The 15,246-nt window shown below is 70.9% G+C and carries 12 protein-coding genes; all 12 read right to left on the reverse strand.

What is annotated here, in order from left to right; all coding sequences use genetic code 11:
• Positions 1-232: 232 nt before the first annotated feature.
• On the reverse strand, positions 233-1,336 hold the full coding sequence (locus D0T12_RS12570; protein WP_117399658.1) for a branched-chain amino acid aminotransferase: 1,104 nt from the start codon (positions 1,334-1,336) through the stop codon (positions 233-235).
• Positions 1,337-1,512: 176 nt separating this feature from the next.
• Positions 1,513-2,562, reverse strand: coding sequence for a 3-isopropylmalate dehydrogenase (locus tag D0T12_RS12575; RefSeq protein ID WP_117399659.1), 1,050 nt, complete (start codon positions 2,560-2,562; stop codon positions 1,513-1,515).
• A 43-nt stretch (positions 2,563-2,605) separates the two neighbouring features.
• A complete protein-coding gene (locus tag D0T12_RS12580) occupies positions 2,606-3,280 on the reverse strand; it encodes a (2Fe-2S)-binding protein (RefSeq protein ID WP_117399660.1) in 675 nt (224 codons plus the stop codon).
• Between the two features lie 534 nt (positions 3,281-3,814).
• Complete coding sequence (serA, locus tag D0T12_RS12585; protein WP_117399661.1) at positions 3,815-5,401, reverse strand: phosphoglycerate dehydrogenase; 1,587 nt, start codon at positions 5,399-5,401, stop codon at positions 3,815-3,817.
• Between the two features lie 271 nt (positions 5,402-5,672).
• A complete protein-coding gene (locus D0T12_RS12590; protein ID WP_117399662.1) occupies positions 5,673-6,311 on the reverse strand; it encodes a thymidylate synthase family protein in 639 nt (212 codons plus the stop codon).
• A 366-nt stretch (positions 6,312-6,677) separates the two neighbouring features.
• Entirely contained in the window at positions 6,678-8,204 is a 1,527-nt protein-coding gene (locus D0T12_RS12595) for a DUF2079 domain-containing protein (RefSeq protein WP_147339487.1), read from the reverse strand.
• 98 nt (positions 8,205-8,302) lie between these two features.
• A complete protein-coding gene (locus D0T12_RS12600; protein WP_117399664.1) occupies positions 8,303-10,285 on the reverse strand; it encodes an FtsX-like permease family protein in 1,983 nt (660 codons plus the stop codon).
• Positions 10,282-10,998 (reverse strand): ABC transporter ATP-binding protein, encoded by a 717-nt coding sequence (locus D0T12_RS12605; protein ID WP_117399665.1) that lies wholly within the window; start codon positions 10,996-10,998, stop codon positions 10,282-10,284. Before D0T12_RS12605 ends, D0T12_RS12600 begins: the two co-directional genes overlap by 4 nt.
• A complete protein-coding gene (locus D0T12_RS12610; protein ID WP_117399666.1) occupies positions 10,995-11,606 on the reverse strand; it encodes a PadR family transcriptional regulator in 612 nt (203 codons plus the stop codon). The genes D0T12_RS12605 and D0T12_RS12610 overlap by 4 nt, the downstream gene beginning before the upstream one ends.
• 129 nt (positions 11,607-11,735) lie before the next feature.
• Complete coding sequence (gene ilvC / locus D0T12_RS12615; RefSeq protein WP_117399667.1) at positions 11,736-12,719, reverse strand: ketol-acid reductoisomerase; 984 nt, start codon at positions 12,717-12,719, stop codon at positions 11,736-11,738.
• A 52-nt stretch (positions 12,720-12,771) separates the two neighbouring features.
• Positions 12,772-13,296 carry an acetolactate synthase small subunit gene (gene ilvN / locus D0T12_RS12620; RefSeq protein WP_117399668.1) on the reverse strand — a complete coding sequence of 175 codons (525 nt, stop codon included), beginning with the start codon at positions 13,294-13,296 and terminating at the stop codon, positions 12,772-12,774.
• A gap of 6 nt (positions 13,297-13,302) precedes the next feature.
• Positions 13,303-15,189 (reverse strand): acetolactate synthase large subunit, encoded by a 1,887-nt coding sequence (locus tag D0T12_RS12625; protein WP_267900396.1) that lies wholly within the window; start codon positions 15,187-15,189, stop codon positions 13,303-13,305.
• Positions 15,190-15,246: the final 57 nt, after the last annotated feature.

Here is a 15,246-nt window from a genome sequence, read left to right on the forward strand (position 1 = left end):
CCCCCAAGGGCCTGCGCCAGGACACAAAAAAGACCCCTCACGGACGTGAGAGGTCTGCGCGCCGGCGCTGTCCTGTTAGCTGCTGCCGGCGCGCCAGCCGATAATCACGAGGCTGTGGCGCATGACGTACACAGTGTGCCACATGCTTTTCATGCTCGGGACATCCGTCCCGCATCCTGAGACGACGCGGCCCCGGGGCCCGGCGCGCCCGAGGCCCGCGTCGCCACCGCGATCAGACGATCTTGTGGACCCAGCCGTAGGGGTCGGGACGGGTGCCGTACTGGATGCCGACCAGCTCCTGGCGCAGCTTCATCGACACCTCACCGGGCTCGCCGTCACCGATCGTCCACTCGCGGTCGGCGCCCTTGACCCGGCCGACCGGGCTGATGATCGCGGCGGTGCCGCAGCCGAACACCTCGGTGATCTCCCCGGACTCGCACCCGGACTGCCAGTCCTCGATGCTGATCTTCCCTTCCTCGACGGGGATGCCGAGGTCGGGCGCCAGTTTGAGCATCGAGTCGCGGGTGACGCCCGCGAGGAGCGTCCCGGTGAGCGCTGGGGTGAGGAGCCGTGTCCGCGTCCCGGAGCCGTAGACGAACATGAGGTTCATCGACCCGACCTCCTCGACCCAGCGGTGCTCCACGGCGTCCAGCCAGACGACCTGGTCACAGCCCTGAGCGACGGCCTCCGCCTGACCGGCGAACGACGCGGCGTAGTTGCCGCCGGTCTTCGCCTCGCCGGTGCCGCCGGGGGCGGCGCGGGTGTAGTCCTGCGACAGCCACACCGAGACGGGCTTGATGCCCCGCGGGTAGTAGAGCCCGGACGGGGACGCGATGACCATGAAGAGGAACTCGTTCGCCGGGCTGTTGACGCCGAGCGCGCGGGTGGTCGCGAACATGAACGGGCGCAGGTACAGGCTGTGCCCCTCGGTGTCGGGCACCCAGTCCTTGTCGGTGCGGACGAGCAGCTCGATCGCCTCCACGAAGAGTTGCTCGGGGATCTCCGGCATCGCCATCCGCCGCGCCGACCGGTTCATCCGCGCGGCGTTCATGTGCGGCCGGAAGGTCACGATCGACCCGTCGGGCTGCTTGTAGGCCTTGAGGCCCTCGAAGAGCTCCTGCGCGTAGTGGAAGACCTGGCTGGCCGGATCCATCGGGATCGGGCCGTAGGGTTCCAGTCGCGCGTCATGCCATCCCCGGTCCGCCGAGTACCGGATCGTGATCATGTGGTCGGTGAAGTACCGGCCGAAGCCGGGGTCGGCCAGGACGCGCTCACGTTCGGCGGCGGTCGCGGGCCGCTCGGTACGCGTGATCTCGAAATCCAGGGTGCTGCTCATCGCGGTCTCGTCCTCTCGCGGATCGCCGGCGCGGCCTCATCGCCGCTTCGGCTTCCATAGTCCCTATTGTCCTACTTCGTCTAGACCCACTCCTCCGGGGCGCGGCGCACACAAAGAACCGGGCGCGCCGCGAGGGCACGCCCGGAGTTCCCTGGTTTCGGCAGAGAGGCGTGCCCTCAGCCGGATACTCGCTTGGCGATCGCGTCGCCGATCTGGGACGTGGACCGCTCACCGAAGGCGGCCCGTTCCGCGAGGTCGTCGGAGACGGCCCGCTCGACACGGCGGGCGGCGTCGCCCTCGCCGATGTGGTCGAGCAGCATGGCGACGGACAGGATGGTCGCGGTCGGGTCGGCCTTGCGCTGCCCCGCGATGTCGGGGGCGCTGCCGTGCACCGGCTCGAACATCGACGGCGCGGTCCGGTCGGGGTTGACGTTGCCGGACGCGGCGAGCCCGATGCCCCCGGCGACCGCGGCGCCGAGGTCGGTGATGATGTCGCCGAACAGGTTGTCGGTGACGATCACGTCGAACCGCCGCGGCTGCGACACGAAGAACATCGTGGCCGCGTCGACATGGCAGTAGGCGGTCGTGACCTGCGGGTACTCTTCCGCGACCCGCTTGAGGACGCGCTGGTACAGGTCACCCGCGAAGGTGAGGACGTTGTCCTTGTGGACGAGTGTCAGATGCTTGCGGGGCCGCGAGGCGGCGACTTCGAACGCGTACCGGATGACCCGCTCGACGCCGTAGGCGGTGTTGACGCTCTCCTGCGTGGCGACCTCGTGCCGGGTGCCCTTGCGCAGGACACCGCCGACACCGGTGTACGGACCCTCGGTGCCCTCCCGGACGACGACCATGTCGATGTCGTCCGTCGTCACGCCCGCCAGGGGCGTCGCGACGCCCGGAAACAGCTTCACCGGCCGCAGGTTGACGTAGTGGTCGAGCTCGAACCGGGCCCGCAGCAGCAGGCCGCGCTCCAGGGTTCCGCTCGGGACGGTCGGGTCACCAACCGCACCCAGCAGGATGACGTCCTGCTGACGCAGCTCCTCCAGCACCGAGTCGGGCAGCGTCTCACCGGTGCGATGCCAGCGGGCGGCGCCGAGGTCGTACTCGGTCCGCTCGAACGTGAGCTCACCGGACACGGCGTCGAGAACCTTCAGCCCTTCGGCGACGACCTCGGGACCGATCCCGTCACCGGGGATGACGGCCAGACGAACACTGCGGGAAACCATGCGCGCACTCTACTGCAAACGTCTCAGTGCCTGGGCTTTCATCTCACATCCCGGGACGCAGGCCACAATCGCCGCACATGCCCCCACCAGGCACACGGTAGTACAGGCAACAGTTGCGCCGGACGAACCCGTGCGGCCCCCACGTCCCCACCCCCGCCAGGGGCTCACGCGTGAGCAACTCCCGAACAAGACCGCGCCGCACACCGGCGCCCGGCCCGACGTTCAGACTTCCGACAAGCGCCGAGGCCGCGTTGCCCCACACCAACCCGTCCGCGAGGTTCACAAAGGTGAGCATCGACTCATACAACGGCCGAAGCAGCCCGTCCACGACCATGACGTGAAGACGTTCAGCGACCCACGCGAGATCGTCCGCCCGCCATCCCCGCGGCTCAACAAGCCCCACCCCGACCGGCTCGACCCGCCACCGAAGCCCACCCAAATCGGGCACGACTCCCAGAGACGCCGCAGCGACGACCGGCGACCACAAACGCGCCGCGAGCCCCTGGAAGAGCAACGAGGCCGCGACCCGCCGCTCCCCGGTCCCGAGCCGCTCGGCGTAATCACCGGTCAAGGCCGCGAGCCGAGCGGGATCGCCGGGAAACGGCTGCCACCCGCCCCCGCCGACCCCGTCACCCGTAAGGATCTCGAAGTACGGCCCGATCCGAGCGACATCCCGCAACACCCGAGCCACTTCCTCGGAACCGACATCGAGTGGCATACCCCGAGTGTCCCACCAGCCGCAGTGGAGATCCGGTGGAGACTAGTCGGCGCGGCGGTCCAGGGCGGTCTGCAGGGCGCGGGCCGCTTCTTCCTCGGCCTCGTCGGCGGGTGCGTTGGTCCAGGTTTCGTTCATGGGATTACTCCAGTTCGCTGAGCTGGTGGCCGTAGGGCCGCCGGGACGCCGTGGTTCGCACGGTCCGGCGAGGGAGATCGGACTAACGGCCAGGCAGAGCCTCCGCAGCGGGTGCCGGCCTGCCGATGATCAGGCCCCGCTGCGGCAGCGAAGGATTACTACGAAGCGCCGCATGACTATCACTGAGACTACCCAAGCCACGACCAACGTGTCCCGATCCGTGGCCGAATTTCTCACACTATGAGACGCCAGCCGTCACGTGAGCGCGCTACCTGCCCGGGGAGGCGACGCCGAAGGCGAGCCTCCCCGGGCAGATCGCGAAGCGATGTCGCGCTCACACATTCATGGTCAGGGGTGCGAGCCGCCAGGCGAGCACCCCTGGGCCGGGAATGCAATGAATCAGTCCAGGTCGACCCTGCGGCCCATGTCGGCGCCGACCTCGGCGCAGATGGCGTCGACGAGCTGCGGCGGGATGGCCGAGTCGACGGTGAGCGCGATGAGCGCCTTGCCGCCCTTGACGTCGCGGCCGACCTGCATGCCCGCGATGTTGACCTGCTCGTCGCCGAGGATCTTGCCGACGGCGCCGACGATGCCGGGGCGGTCGACGTAGGAGAAGAACGCCATGTGCTCGGTCGGGACGAGCTCCATGTCGTAGCCGTTGATCTCGACGATCCGTTCGGCGTGCTTGGGGCCGGTGAGCGTGCCGGAGACCGAGACGACGGAGCCGTCCGCCATGGTGCCGCGGACCTGCACGACGTTGCGCCAGTCGGGGCTGTCCTCGCTGGTGGTGAGGGTGACCTCGACGCCGCGGTCGCGGGCCAGCAGCGGCGCGTTGACGAAGGTCACGGTCTCTTCGATCACGTCGAGGAAGACGCCCTTGAGGGCGGCGAGTTCCAGGACCTTGACGTCGTGTTCGGCGATCTCGCCGCGGACGACGACGTCGAGGCGGACGGGGACGCCGCCCGCGAGGGAGGTGAAGATGCGGCCGAGCTTCTCGGCGAGCGGGAGGCCGGGCTTGACGTCCTCGGCGACGGCGCCGCCCTGGACGTTGACCGCGTCGGGGACGAACTCGCCGGAGAGCGCCAGCTTCACGGACCGGGCGACCTGCGTGCCCGCCTTCTCCTGGGCCTCGTGGGTGCTGGCGCCGAGGTGGGGGGTGACGACGACGTTGTCGTGGTGGAACAGGGGGCTGTCGGTGCAGGGCTCGGTGCGGAACACGTCGATGCCCGCGCCCGCGACCCGGCCGTCCTTGAGGGCGAGGTCGAGCGCCTCCTCGTCGACGATCCCGCCGCGGGCGGCGTTGACGATCCGGACGGTCGGCTTGACCTGGCGGAGTTCGCGGTCGCCGATGAGGCCGAGGGTCTCGGGGGTCTTCGGCAGGTGGACGGTGATGAAGTCGGACTCGCGGAGCAGTTCGTCCAGCGTGACGAGTTTCACGCCGAGCTGGGCGGCGCGGGCGGCCTGGACGTACGGGTCGTAGGCGATCACGTTCATGTCGAAGGCGGCGAGGCGCTGCGCGACGAGGACGCCGATGCGGCCGAGGCCGAGGACGCCGACGGTCTTGCCCTGGAGTTCGACGCCGGTGTACTTGGACCGTTTCCATTCGCCCTGCTTGAGGGCGGTGTGGCCCTGCGGAACGTTCCGGGCGGTGGCGAGCAGCAGCGCGATCGCGTGCTCGGCGGCGGTGACGATGTTGGAGGTGGGCGCGTTGACGACCATGACGCCGGCCTTGGTGGCGGCCTCGACGTCGACGTTGTCGAGGCCGACGCCCGCGCGGGCGACGACACGGAGCCTGGCGGCGTGGCGGCACACCTCGGCGGTGACCTTGGTGGCGCTGCGGACGATCAGCGCGTCGACGTCTGCCACGGCGGCCAGCAGCTGCTCGCGGTCGGCGCCGTCGACGTGGCGGACCTCGTAGTCGGCTTCCAGCACGGCGATGCCTGCCGGGGACAGTTCTTCTGCGACGAGGACGACGGGCTTGCTCAAGAGGAAACAGTCCTTCGGAGAATGTGGGTTTCGGGTGGTGTGCAGTGAAGTCGCGGGTCACCTCGTCGTGCCCTCGCCCCCGGACGCGAGTCTATCTCCCGGGGCGGGGCACGGCTCGCGGCGGGGAGACTCCGGCCCGGCCCTTTGTGGGGGGACGCCCCCGGCCCTCCCGGAACGGCACGTGATTCATGTTCGTCCGGTGCCGCGCGGGATGGCATCGGCCGCCCGGTTCTGGGCGTGCGGGATCGCCGGATGTCCCCGCCGGGTCCGCTCAGGCCGCGTTGGGCGCGGGCAGCGCGGTGAGGACGGCCGCGACCCGCTCCGCGTCGGCGACGTGGACGTGCGGGACGTCCACGAACAGCCGCAGCGGCCCGGCGGGCAGTCCGAGGTCGTCGGCGACCTGGATCTGCACCTCGCGGAGCGGGATGTAGGTCAGGTAGCCGCGGTGGACGTCCTGCGACCGGAACATCGCCGTCATGATCAGCCGGTAGCCGCGGATGCGGAAGGACAGGGCCGTCAGGGACGGCAGCCCCTCCGCCGGCTCGCCGGGGATCGTGAGCGAGATCCACGCGCTGGTCGTCCACGGCCGGGCCCGCAGCAGGTCGACGACCCAGCGGATCTGGTCGTTGCCCTCCAGGTCGTGCAGCCTCGGCCAGTACCGTCCGCGGACGGCGTGCCGTGTGCGCTCCTGGGCGCGCCGGACGATCCTCGCGTGGTCGCCGTACTCGCGGAGGATCGGGTCCTCCCAACTCAGTGAGGCGACCTCGAACAGCAGTGGCGGTCCCTCGATGATGGGGCCGCCGTCCTCCAAGCCCGCCTCACCGGCGGACCAGACGTGCCGCAGGACGCCGATCCACGCCTGCCCGCACGTGTCCCAGCGCTGAACCTCATTGTCCGCCTTCACCCGCACGGCACGATCTCCCCACCGTAATTCGCCCCGGGGGGCGCTTTGCGAATCCGGGAATTTTGTGCCGCGGGGATTGCCACGCTGAGAATATTCTCCGCTTCGCCTCCGGCCCGTGCCCCTTCGTCGTTTCTGACCAGCATCACACCACTCATGCTCTCCGCCGCCCCTGTGCCGTTCCGGCAGCGGTCGGACGAGTGTGAGCGCGGGGTGCCCGCGCCGGCCACGGCCGTCACGGCTTTCTTCAAGTATCAGGCAAAGACCGCCAAAAAGACAGGGGAATTTAGCCAGAAGGTGCCTTCACCGTGATTTTGACCACGGTCGGGATGATCGGTCACCCCGGCAATCCGCCCAAAGCACCGTGATTATGGCTCACCGCGGGCCCATGGACGTGCGATACAGCACGATGTAGCCGTCCTGACGGAAGACCTCGCGGTACCCCTCCGCCGCCAGCTCCTCGACCCGCCGCCGCTGGTCCGCGACGCTCCCGAACGGGAACTCCAGCCGAGCGACGTAGGCGACGACCCAGGGCGCGCCCCGGGAGCGCTGGTCCCACAGCATGACGCGGGCGCGGTGCGACAGGGCCGGGCCGACACCGTTGGCGGCCTCGACGAGCGCGCCGTCCGGGATCTTCGCGGCCGCCGCGGCCGCCGCGCGGGACCGTTCGTTCGGTTTCCACAGTGCGGGATCGGCCAGATGCCGGTACGCGAAGAACGGAACGCAGATGACCATCGCGGAAAGGATCGCGGCCGCCGGAAGAACGGACGGCGCCCGTTTCAGGGCGGGAACTCTGCCGCGCAGCCGCGCGGCCCCGTCCACCGCCGCCAGCACGAGTACCGCGACAATGAACGCGTTGTAGTGGTAATGCGGCTCCCACCAGTTACTGAAGCGACTGTTGAGCATCCGTTCGGCCAGTAGCGGCAGCGCGGCCAGGGTCAGTGGCGACGCCAGTGGCAGCAACAGCAGCGGCAGGACGACGAGCGCCATCGTCAGGAGCTTTCGCGGCGGGGTGCCGAGGACGGCGACGACGTCCCACGGGTGAGTCAACGCGTGGACGGCGGCGTGCGGCAGATCGGGGCCGAGCGATCCGTACGCCCAGTAGTAGTCGTTGTCACCGCCGAACGCGGCGATGAGCAGGCGGGAGGAAACCCACGTCGCGACCAGGCCGACGACGACATAGGCGAGCCCGGCACGCCGGTCGCCCCTCGGCAGCAGTTCCCGCAGCCGCCGGGGTCTCCCCCCGTCGCGGGCGAGCAGGTACAGGCCGAATCCCGCGAGCAGCAGGCCCATGTCCTCCTTGACCAGCAACAGGACGAACGCCGTGACGGCCGCCTGGCCCCGCCGTCCCGCGTCGTGCCGCTCCACCATCAGCGCCGACAGCGGCGGCACGAACGCGACCTCGTGGAAGTCGAACGCCAGCGCCTCGGCGATCGGCCACGACAGCGCGTAGGCCCCGGCGGCGCAGTACGCGGCGGCGGCGCCGAACCTGCGCTCGGTGAACCGCCAGATCGGGACGATCGCGAGCGCGAACAGCACGGCCTGGGCGAGCAGCAGCGATTCGGGCCCGTCGTGGATCCAGTACAGCGGCGCCAGCAGGGCGAGGATCGGGGAGAAGTGGTCACCCAGGACGGAGAAGTCGGGCCCGAAGCCGTTGTGGACGCCCTTGACCATGGCGACCGGCCGGTCGAACCGGCTGTAGGAGCGGATCGCCTGGTCGAAGATGACCAGGTCGTAGCTGCCGGCCCGGAACGCGCGCAGCCGCATCAGCGAGTACGCCGCGTACAGGACGGCGCTCGCCGCGATCATCGCCGCGATCGCCGTCCATCGGCGTCCGGACCGTTCCCACCGGTCCGCCAGGGGGCGTTCGACGCGCTCCTCCTCCGCCACCGCCTCAGCCACGCGCCGGACGCTACCAGCAGCGTCCGGCGCGTGGCCGGGGCCCCCGGCTCGGAGCCCTCAGGAAGAGTGCCCGAGAAGAGGCCTTTCTCCCGGGTTTCTCACGAGAGGGCGCGGCGGGTCAGAGAGACCCCGCCGCGGGAGAACGTCCCGGCGGCGAGGCCCGCGACGAGGGGGACGGCCACCCCGACGGCGAGCAGCAGCAGCCACGGGACGTCGACGATGGGGCCGTGCTCCGGAACGCCGGCCACTTCCGTCTGGTCGGTGAGCGGTCGCGTCACCGCGAGCCCGGGAACGAGCCCGCCCGCGATGCCGAGCCAGCAGCCGAGGACGGCGACGAACACGGCCTGGCCCATCGTCACCAGCCGCTTGGTGCGCGGCTTGGCGCCGACGCCCTCCAGGGTCGCGAGATCGGGCCGGGCGTCGGCCGCCGCGAGGCTCGTCGCGATCAGCGCGCCACCGAGCGCCAGGATGGCCGCGACCGCCGCCAGCAACAGCGCCGGCCCGCCGAACGACTCGGTGAAGCCCCGCTCCACGTAGACGACGTCGGCCCTGTCCTCGAAGGCGTGCATGGTCTCCTTCAGCCGCGCCTCCTCGGCCCTGGTGACGCGGTGGTCGGCGCGGTCGACGCCGAACGCCTCCGTCCGGACGGGCAGGCCGATCCGCTCGGCGAGCTTCGGCGGGACGATGGCCCGCACGGGCGCAACGGCGCTCGTGGCGGTGGCGGGCAGGTCCGTCACCTGCCTGAGCGTGCGTTCCCGGTCTTGGTCCCACACGACCACCTTGGCGGTCGTCTTCCCGTCCGCGGGCGGAGCCGTCCCGAACAGGACGATCCGGCCCGCGTCCAGGGCGGACGCCACGGCGGGATCGTCACGGCCGAGCAGCATGCGCGCCTCGCGGGAGCCGCCGACCACGTTGTCCGCGACGATGTTCGCGGTGATGTTCGCGGCGTCCCCGCTCTCGGCGGCGAAGGAAACGGAGGGACAGTCCGTCGTCTTCTCGCTCATGCAGACGCTGTCGCGACCGGGCAACGTCCGCAGGGTGAGAACGGGCACACCGGGCAGGTCGCGCCGGACGGCGCGCTCCGCCGCGTCCGCGTTGGCGTACGGCGCGTGGATCAGCGCGCTCCCCATGGGAATCGTCGCCCGATACTCGATCTGGTTCTGCCGGTGGTCGCTGGCGCCCCCGATGGCCAGCGCGGTGATCGCGGCGACGGCCGCCGTGATCGCGGCGATCGCGGGCGCGGTCCGGGCGCGGTTGCGGGCGCCGTCCCGGACGGCCAGGCGCAGCGGCAGCGGCAGGCGGGGCGCGATCCGCCCGGTCGCCCCGACGATCCACGGGCTCGCCAGCACGAGCCCGACGATGATCGCCACCGCGCCGAGCGCGGCCCCGGACTCGCGCAGGGACCGGACACCGACCAGCGACATCGCCGCTCCCCCGAGGACGAGGACGCCGCCGACGACCGGCCAGCCGCGCCGCGACCGGCCGGGCGGGTCGCGGCGCCCGGCGAGCGCGGCGCAGACGTCCATCCGGGCGGCCTGGCTCGCGGGCAGGAGCGCGGCCAGCACGCCGCTGCACGCGCCGAGCAGCGTCGTCAGGAGGACCTGGCCCCACGGCACGGTGAACGGTCCGAGCGGCTCGCCCTCCACGGCCTCGAGGATCGGCAGGGCGGCCGCCGCCGCGAGGACGCCGAGCGTCGCCCCGGCCAGCGCGGCGATCCCGCCGAAGAGCACACCGGAGGCGAGGACGACGGCTCGCAGGTGCCGGTCGCCGCCGCCCGACGCGGCGACGAGCGCGAGGACGCGGCGGCGCCTGCGGGCGTCCACCACGAACGCGGGTCCGGCCAGAAGGACGACCTCCAGCAGGATGAACGTGACCGCCAGGGCGGTCACGGCGTCCGCGGAGGAGTCCATCGCGGCCCCCTCTTCGGCCTGCACGGCCGCCTGGCCCGTCGCCCACAGGACGGCGAGCGCGACGATGACGGCGACCGGAAACCCGATCATGCACAGGAGCAGCGCGGTGCGGCCCTTGGCGCGCCGCGCGTCCTGCCGGGCGATGCGCAGGGCGAAGCGGTAACGGTTCACGGCGCCTCCTGGAGCAGGGCCTCCGGGCCGGAACGCCCTAGGGTGCCGTCCACGATCCGGCCGTCCCGCAGGAAGACGACCCGGTCCGCCCAGGCGGCGTGCCGCGACTCGTGCGTGACCATCAGGCAGGACGCGCCGGCGTCGCAGCGGGCGCGCAGGACGCGCATGACGTCCTCGCCGGTGTGGCTGTCGAGCGCGCCGGTCGGCTCGTCGGCGAGGACGAGACGGCGGTCGCCGACGAGGGCGCGGGCGATCGCGACGCGCTGCTGCTGGCCGCCGGACATCTCGTCGGGGAACCGGTCGGCCAAATCCTCCACGCCGACCTCGGCGAGCGCGTCCCGCGCCTCCCGGCGGGCCCGGCGGGCGCGGACGCCGTCGAGTTCGCGGGGGAGCATGACGTTCTCGGTGGCGGTCAGGCTCGGGATGAGGTTGAGGTCCTGGAACAGGTAGCCGACGAAGCGGCGGCGCAGCGCGGACCGTCCGGCGCGGCCGAGCGCGCCGAGGTCGGTCCCGGCGACGATCACCTGACCGGACGTGGGCGTGTCGAGGCCTCCGGCCAGGGTCAGCATCGTCGACTTGCCGGAGCCGGACGGCCCCATCACGGCGACGAACTCCCCGGCCGCGACGTGCAGGGTCACGCCCCGGAGGGCGTGGACGAGGCCGGGTCCGGCGCCGTGGTCGCGGGAGACGTCCCGCAGGGTCAGCAGGCTCATCGGCGCGCCTCTCCCTCGACCGGCCGGGCGGCCGCCCGGTCGGCCTCGGTCGGGGCGGCCGCCGAGGCGGACGGCGCCGCGTGCTCGGTGCGGGCCATGTAGGACTCGCAGTGGTCGAGCCAGCGGACCTCGGCCTCCGCCCGGAAGATCATGGATTCGAGGACCAGCCGCCACGCGCGGTCGCCCTGCTCGGTCGGGACCGACGGCGCGTCGGCCTTCAGCCGGGTGAGGTCCTGGAGGGAGCGGAGGGTGGCGGTGCGCTGGGTCTGGACGACCTGCGCGACGTCCACACCGGGTGTGGTGACGGCCATCGCCAGCTTGATCGCGAGTTCGTCGCGGGGCCGGTCGGAGCGGATGATCGGGGTGGCGAACCACCGTCGCACGTCCTGCTCGCCGTCCGGGGTGATGCGGTAGACGAAGCGGCCCTCCTCGTCGGCGCCGACCCGCGTGATCAGGTCGTCGCGTTCGAGGCGGGAGAGCGTGGAGTAGACCTGCCCGATGTTGAGCGGCCAGGTCGAGCCGGTGGACGACTCGAACTCGGCGCGGAGTTGGTAGCCGTAGCGGGGCCCCTGGGACAGCAGTGCCAGCAGGCCATGACGGATTGACATGCCTACCAAGTATGCATACGGGGTATGGTTCAGGCAATACCCCGTATGCAAACGGTGGGCATGGGGCACGAGCGAGGCGCGCCGTTCCAGGTCAGGTACCTGATCCAGAACGGCGCGCCGCGGCTGACGTCAGCCGTTGAGCCAGCTCATCATCGGGCGAAGCTCGGCGCCCGTCTTCTCGATCGGGTGCTCGGCGAGCTCCTCGCGGTACCGGCCGAACTGCTTCTGGCCGCCCTCGAACTCGTCCACCAGTTCCTTGGCGTACTGCCCGGACTGGATCTCGCCGAGGATCTTCTTCATCGCGGCCTTGGTCTCCGGCGTGATCACGCGCGGGCCGCGGCTGTAACCGCCGTACTCGGCGTTGTCGGACACCGACCAGTACATCTTCGACACGCCGCCCTCGTACATCAGGTCGACGATCAGCTTCATCTCGTGCAGGACCTCGAAGTAGGCGACCTCCGGCTGGTAGCCGGCCTCGGTCAGCACCTCGAACCCCGTCTTGATCAGCTCGGAGACGCCGCCGCACAGCACCGTCTGCTCACCGAACAGGTCGGTCTCGGTCTCCTCGGTGAACGTCGTCCTGATGCCGCCCGCGCGCAGGCCGCCGATCGCCTTTGCGTAGGAGAGGGCCAGCGGCCAGGCGTTGCCCGACGGGTCCTTCTCCACGGCGACGATCACCGGCACGCCGCGTCCGGCGACGAACTGGCGGCGGACCAGGTGCCCCGGCCCCTTCGGCGCGACCATCGCCACGTCCACGCCCTCCGGCGGCTGGACGAGCCCGTACCGGATGCTGAAGCCGTGGCCGAAGAACAGCGCGTCGCCCTCGACGAGCGCCGGCTTGATGTCCTTCTCGAAGATCTCCCGGTGGTGGTGGTCCGGGGCCAGCAGCATGATCAGGTCGGCCTCCTCGGCCGCCTCCGCCGGGGTGACGACGCGCAGCCCCTCGGCCTCGGCCTTCTCCCTGCTGGCCGACCCCTCGCGGAGCCCGACCCGCACGTCGACCCCGGAGTCGCGCAGCGAGAGCGCGTGCGCGTGTCCCTGGCTGCCGTAACCGATGATCGCCACATGCCGGCCCTGGATCACGCCCAGGTCGGCGGCGTCGTCGTAGAACATCTCAGCCACAGTGCTGTTGCCTTTCGTTGATCTGTTGGTTGAAGTTGCGCGGTCAGGCGCTGCGCTCGATGGCCCGCAGCGAGCGGTCGGTGATGGACCGGGCGCCGCGGCCGATGGCCACCATGCCGGACTGCACCAGCTCCTTGATGCCGAACGGCTCCAGGACCCGGATGAACGCGTCGAGCTTGTCGCGGTTGCCGGTCGCCTCGATGGTGACGGCGTCCGGCGCGACGTCCACCACCTTGGCGCGGAACAGCGTGACGGTCTCCAGCACCTGCGAGCGCGTCTCGGCGTCGGCGCGCACCTTGACCAGCACGAGCTCGCGCTGGACGGACGCCGACGGATCCAGCTCGACGATCTTCAGGACGTTGATCAGCTTGTTGAGCTGTTTCGTGACCTGTTCGAGCGGCAGATCCTCGACGTTCACCACGATCGTCATCCGGGAGATCTCCGGGTGCTCGGTGACGCCGACCGCGAGGGACTCGATGTTGAAGCCGCGCCGGGAGAACAGCGCCGCGACCCGGGCCAGGATGCCGGGCTTGTTCTCCACGAGCACCGACAAAGTGTGCAGGCTCATTGCGGGTCAGTCTCCGTTCTCCCACTCGGGCGCCAGGTCCCGCGCGATCTTGATGTCGTCGTTGGTGGTGCCGGCCGCGACCATCGGCCAGACCATGGCGTCCTTGTGCACCACGAAGTCGATCACGACGGGCGCGTCGTTGATCTCCATGGCCTTGGCGATGATCTCGTCCACGTCCTCGGCCTTCTCGCAGCGCAGGCCGACACAACCGTACGCCTCGGCCAGCTTCACGAAGTCGGGGATGCGCTTGGCGGCGTGCTCGGACTGCGTCTGCAGCGTCGTGTTCGAGTACCGCTCGTTGTAGAACAGGGTCTGCCACTGCCGGACCATGCCCAGGTTCCCGTTGTTGATCACGGCGATCTTGACGGGGATCCCCTCGATCGCGCAGGTCGCGAGCTCCTGGTTGGTCATCTGGAAGCAGCCGTCGCCGTCGATCGCCCAGACCGTCGAGCCGGGCGCGCCGACCTTGGCGCCCATCGCGGCGGGGACGGCGTACCCCATCGTCCCGGCACCGCCGGAGTTCAGGAACGCTCCCGGCCGCTCGTACTTGATGAACTGCGCGGCCCACATCTGGTGCTGGCCGACGCCCGCGACGTAGTAGGAGTCGGGCCCGGCGATCCGGCCGATGCGCTCGATCACGTACTGCGGCGACAGCGAACCGTCGTCGGGGACGTCGTAGCCCAGCGGGTACGTCTCGCGCCACGCGTCGAGCTGCCGCCACCAGGCGGAGTAGTCGCCCTTGCGGCCCGCCGCGTGCTCGTTCTGCACGGCGACGATCAGGTCGGCGATGACCTCGCGGGCGTCGCCGACGATCGGGACGTCGGCGTGCCGGTTCTTGGAGATCTCCGCCGGGTCGATGTCGGCGTGCACGACCTTGGCGCCGGGCGCGAACCCGTCCAGCTTCCCGGTGACGCGGTCGTCGAACCGGGCGCCGAGCGTGACCAGCAGGTCGGCCCGCTGGAGCGCGCCGACCGCGCCGACCGCGCCGTGCATGCCCGGCATGCCCATGTGCAGCGGATGGCTGTCGGGCAGCGCGCCCTTCGCCATCAGCGTGGTCACGACGGGCGCGCCGGTCAGCTCCGCCAGGACCTTCAGCTCGGCGGACGCGCCGGCCTTCAGCACGCCGCCGCCGACGTACAGGACCGGCCGCGCCGCCTGGACGATCAACCGCGCCGCCTCGCGGACCTGCTTGGAGTGCGGGCGGGTCACCGGCCGGTACCCGGGGAGCTGGAGCGGGACGGGCCACTCGAAGTCCACCGTGGCCTGGAGCGCGTCCTTGGCGATGTCGACGAGGACCGGTCCCGGACGGCCGGTGCCCGCGATGTGGAACGCCTCCGCGATCGTCCGGGCGATGTCCCCGGCCTGGGTCACGAGGAAGTTGTGCTTGGTGATGGGCATCGTGATGCCCGCGATGTCGGCCTCCTGGAAGCCGTCCGTGCCGATCAGCGAGGACGCCACCTGCCCGGTGATCGCCACGATCGGCACGGAGTCCATGTAGGCGTCGGAGATCGCCGTGACCAGGTTCGTCGCGCCCGGCCCGCTGGTGGCCATGCACACACCGACCTTGCCGGTCACCATCGCGTAGCCCTGGGCGGCGTGACCGGCGCCCTGCTCGTGCCGGACGAGGATGTGCCGCAGCTTCGCGGAGTCGAAGAGCGGGTCGTAGGCCGGGAGGATCGCACCGCCCGGAATGCCGAACACGGTGTCCACGCCCACGTTCTCCAGGGCGCGGACCAGCGCCTGGGCTCCCGTCATCTGTTCGGTCGTCATGATCTGCGTTCCTTGGGGAGAGGGTGAGGATTCTCGCCGGGCAACAAAAAACCCCCGCCGCCGTGGGGCGATCGAGGGGAGGCGCGCAGGTCGGAGAGCTTGGTCAGCCTGCGCGCCGACCAAGTACTACGAGAATGGCGAAGATGCTCTGCACGAGCCCCACTTTCGCCGATGTCGAGC

Origin of the sequence: Actinomadura spongiicola, assembly GCF_003432485.1 — a bacterium.
Lineage (GTDB): Bacteria > Actinomycetota > Actinomycetes > Streptosporangiales > Streptosporangiaceae > Spirillospora > Spirillospora spongiicola.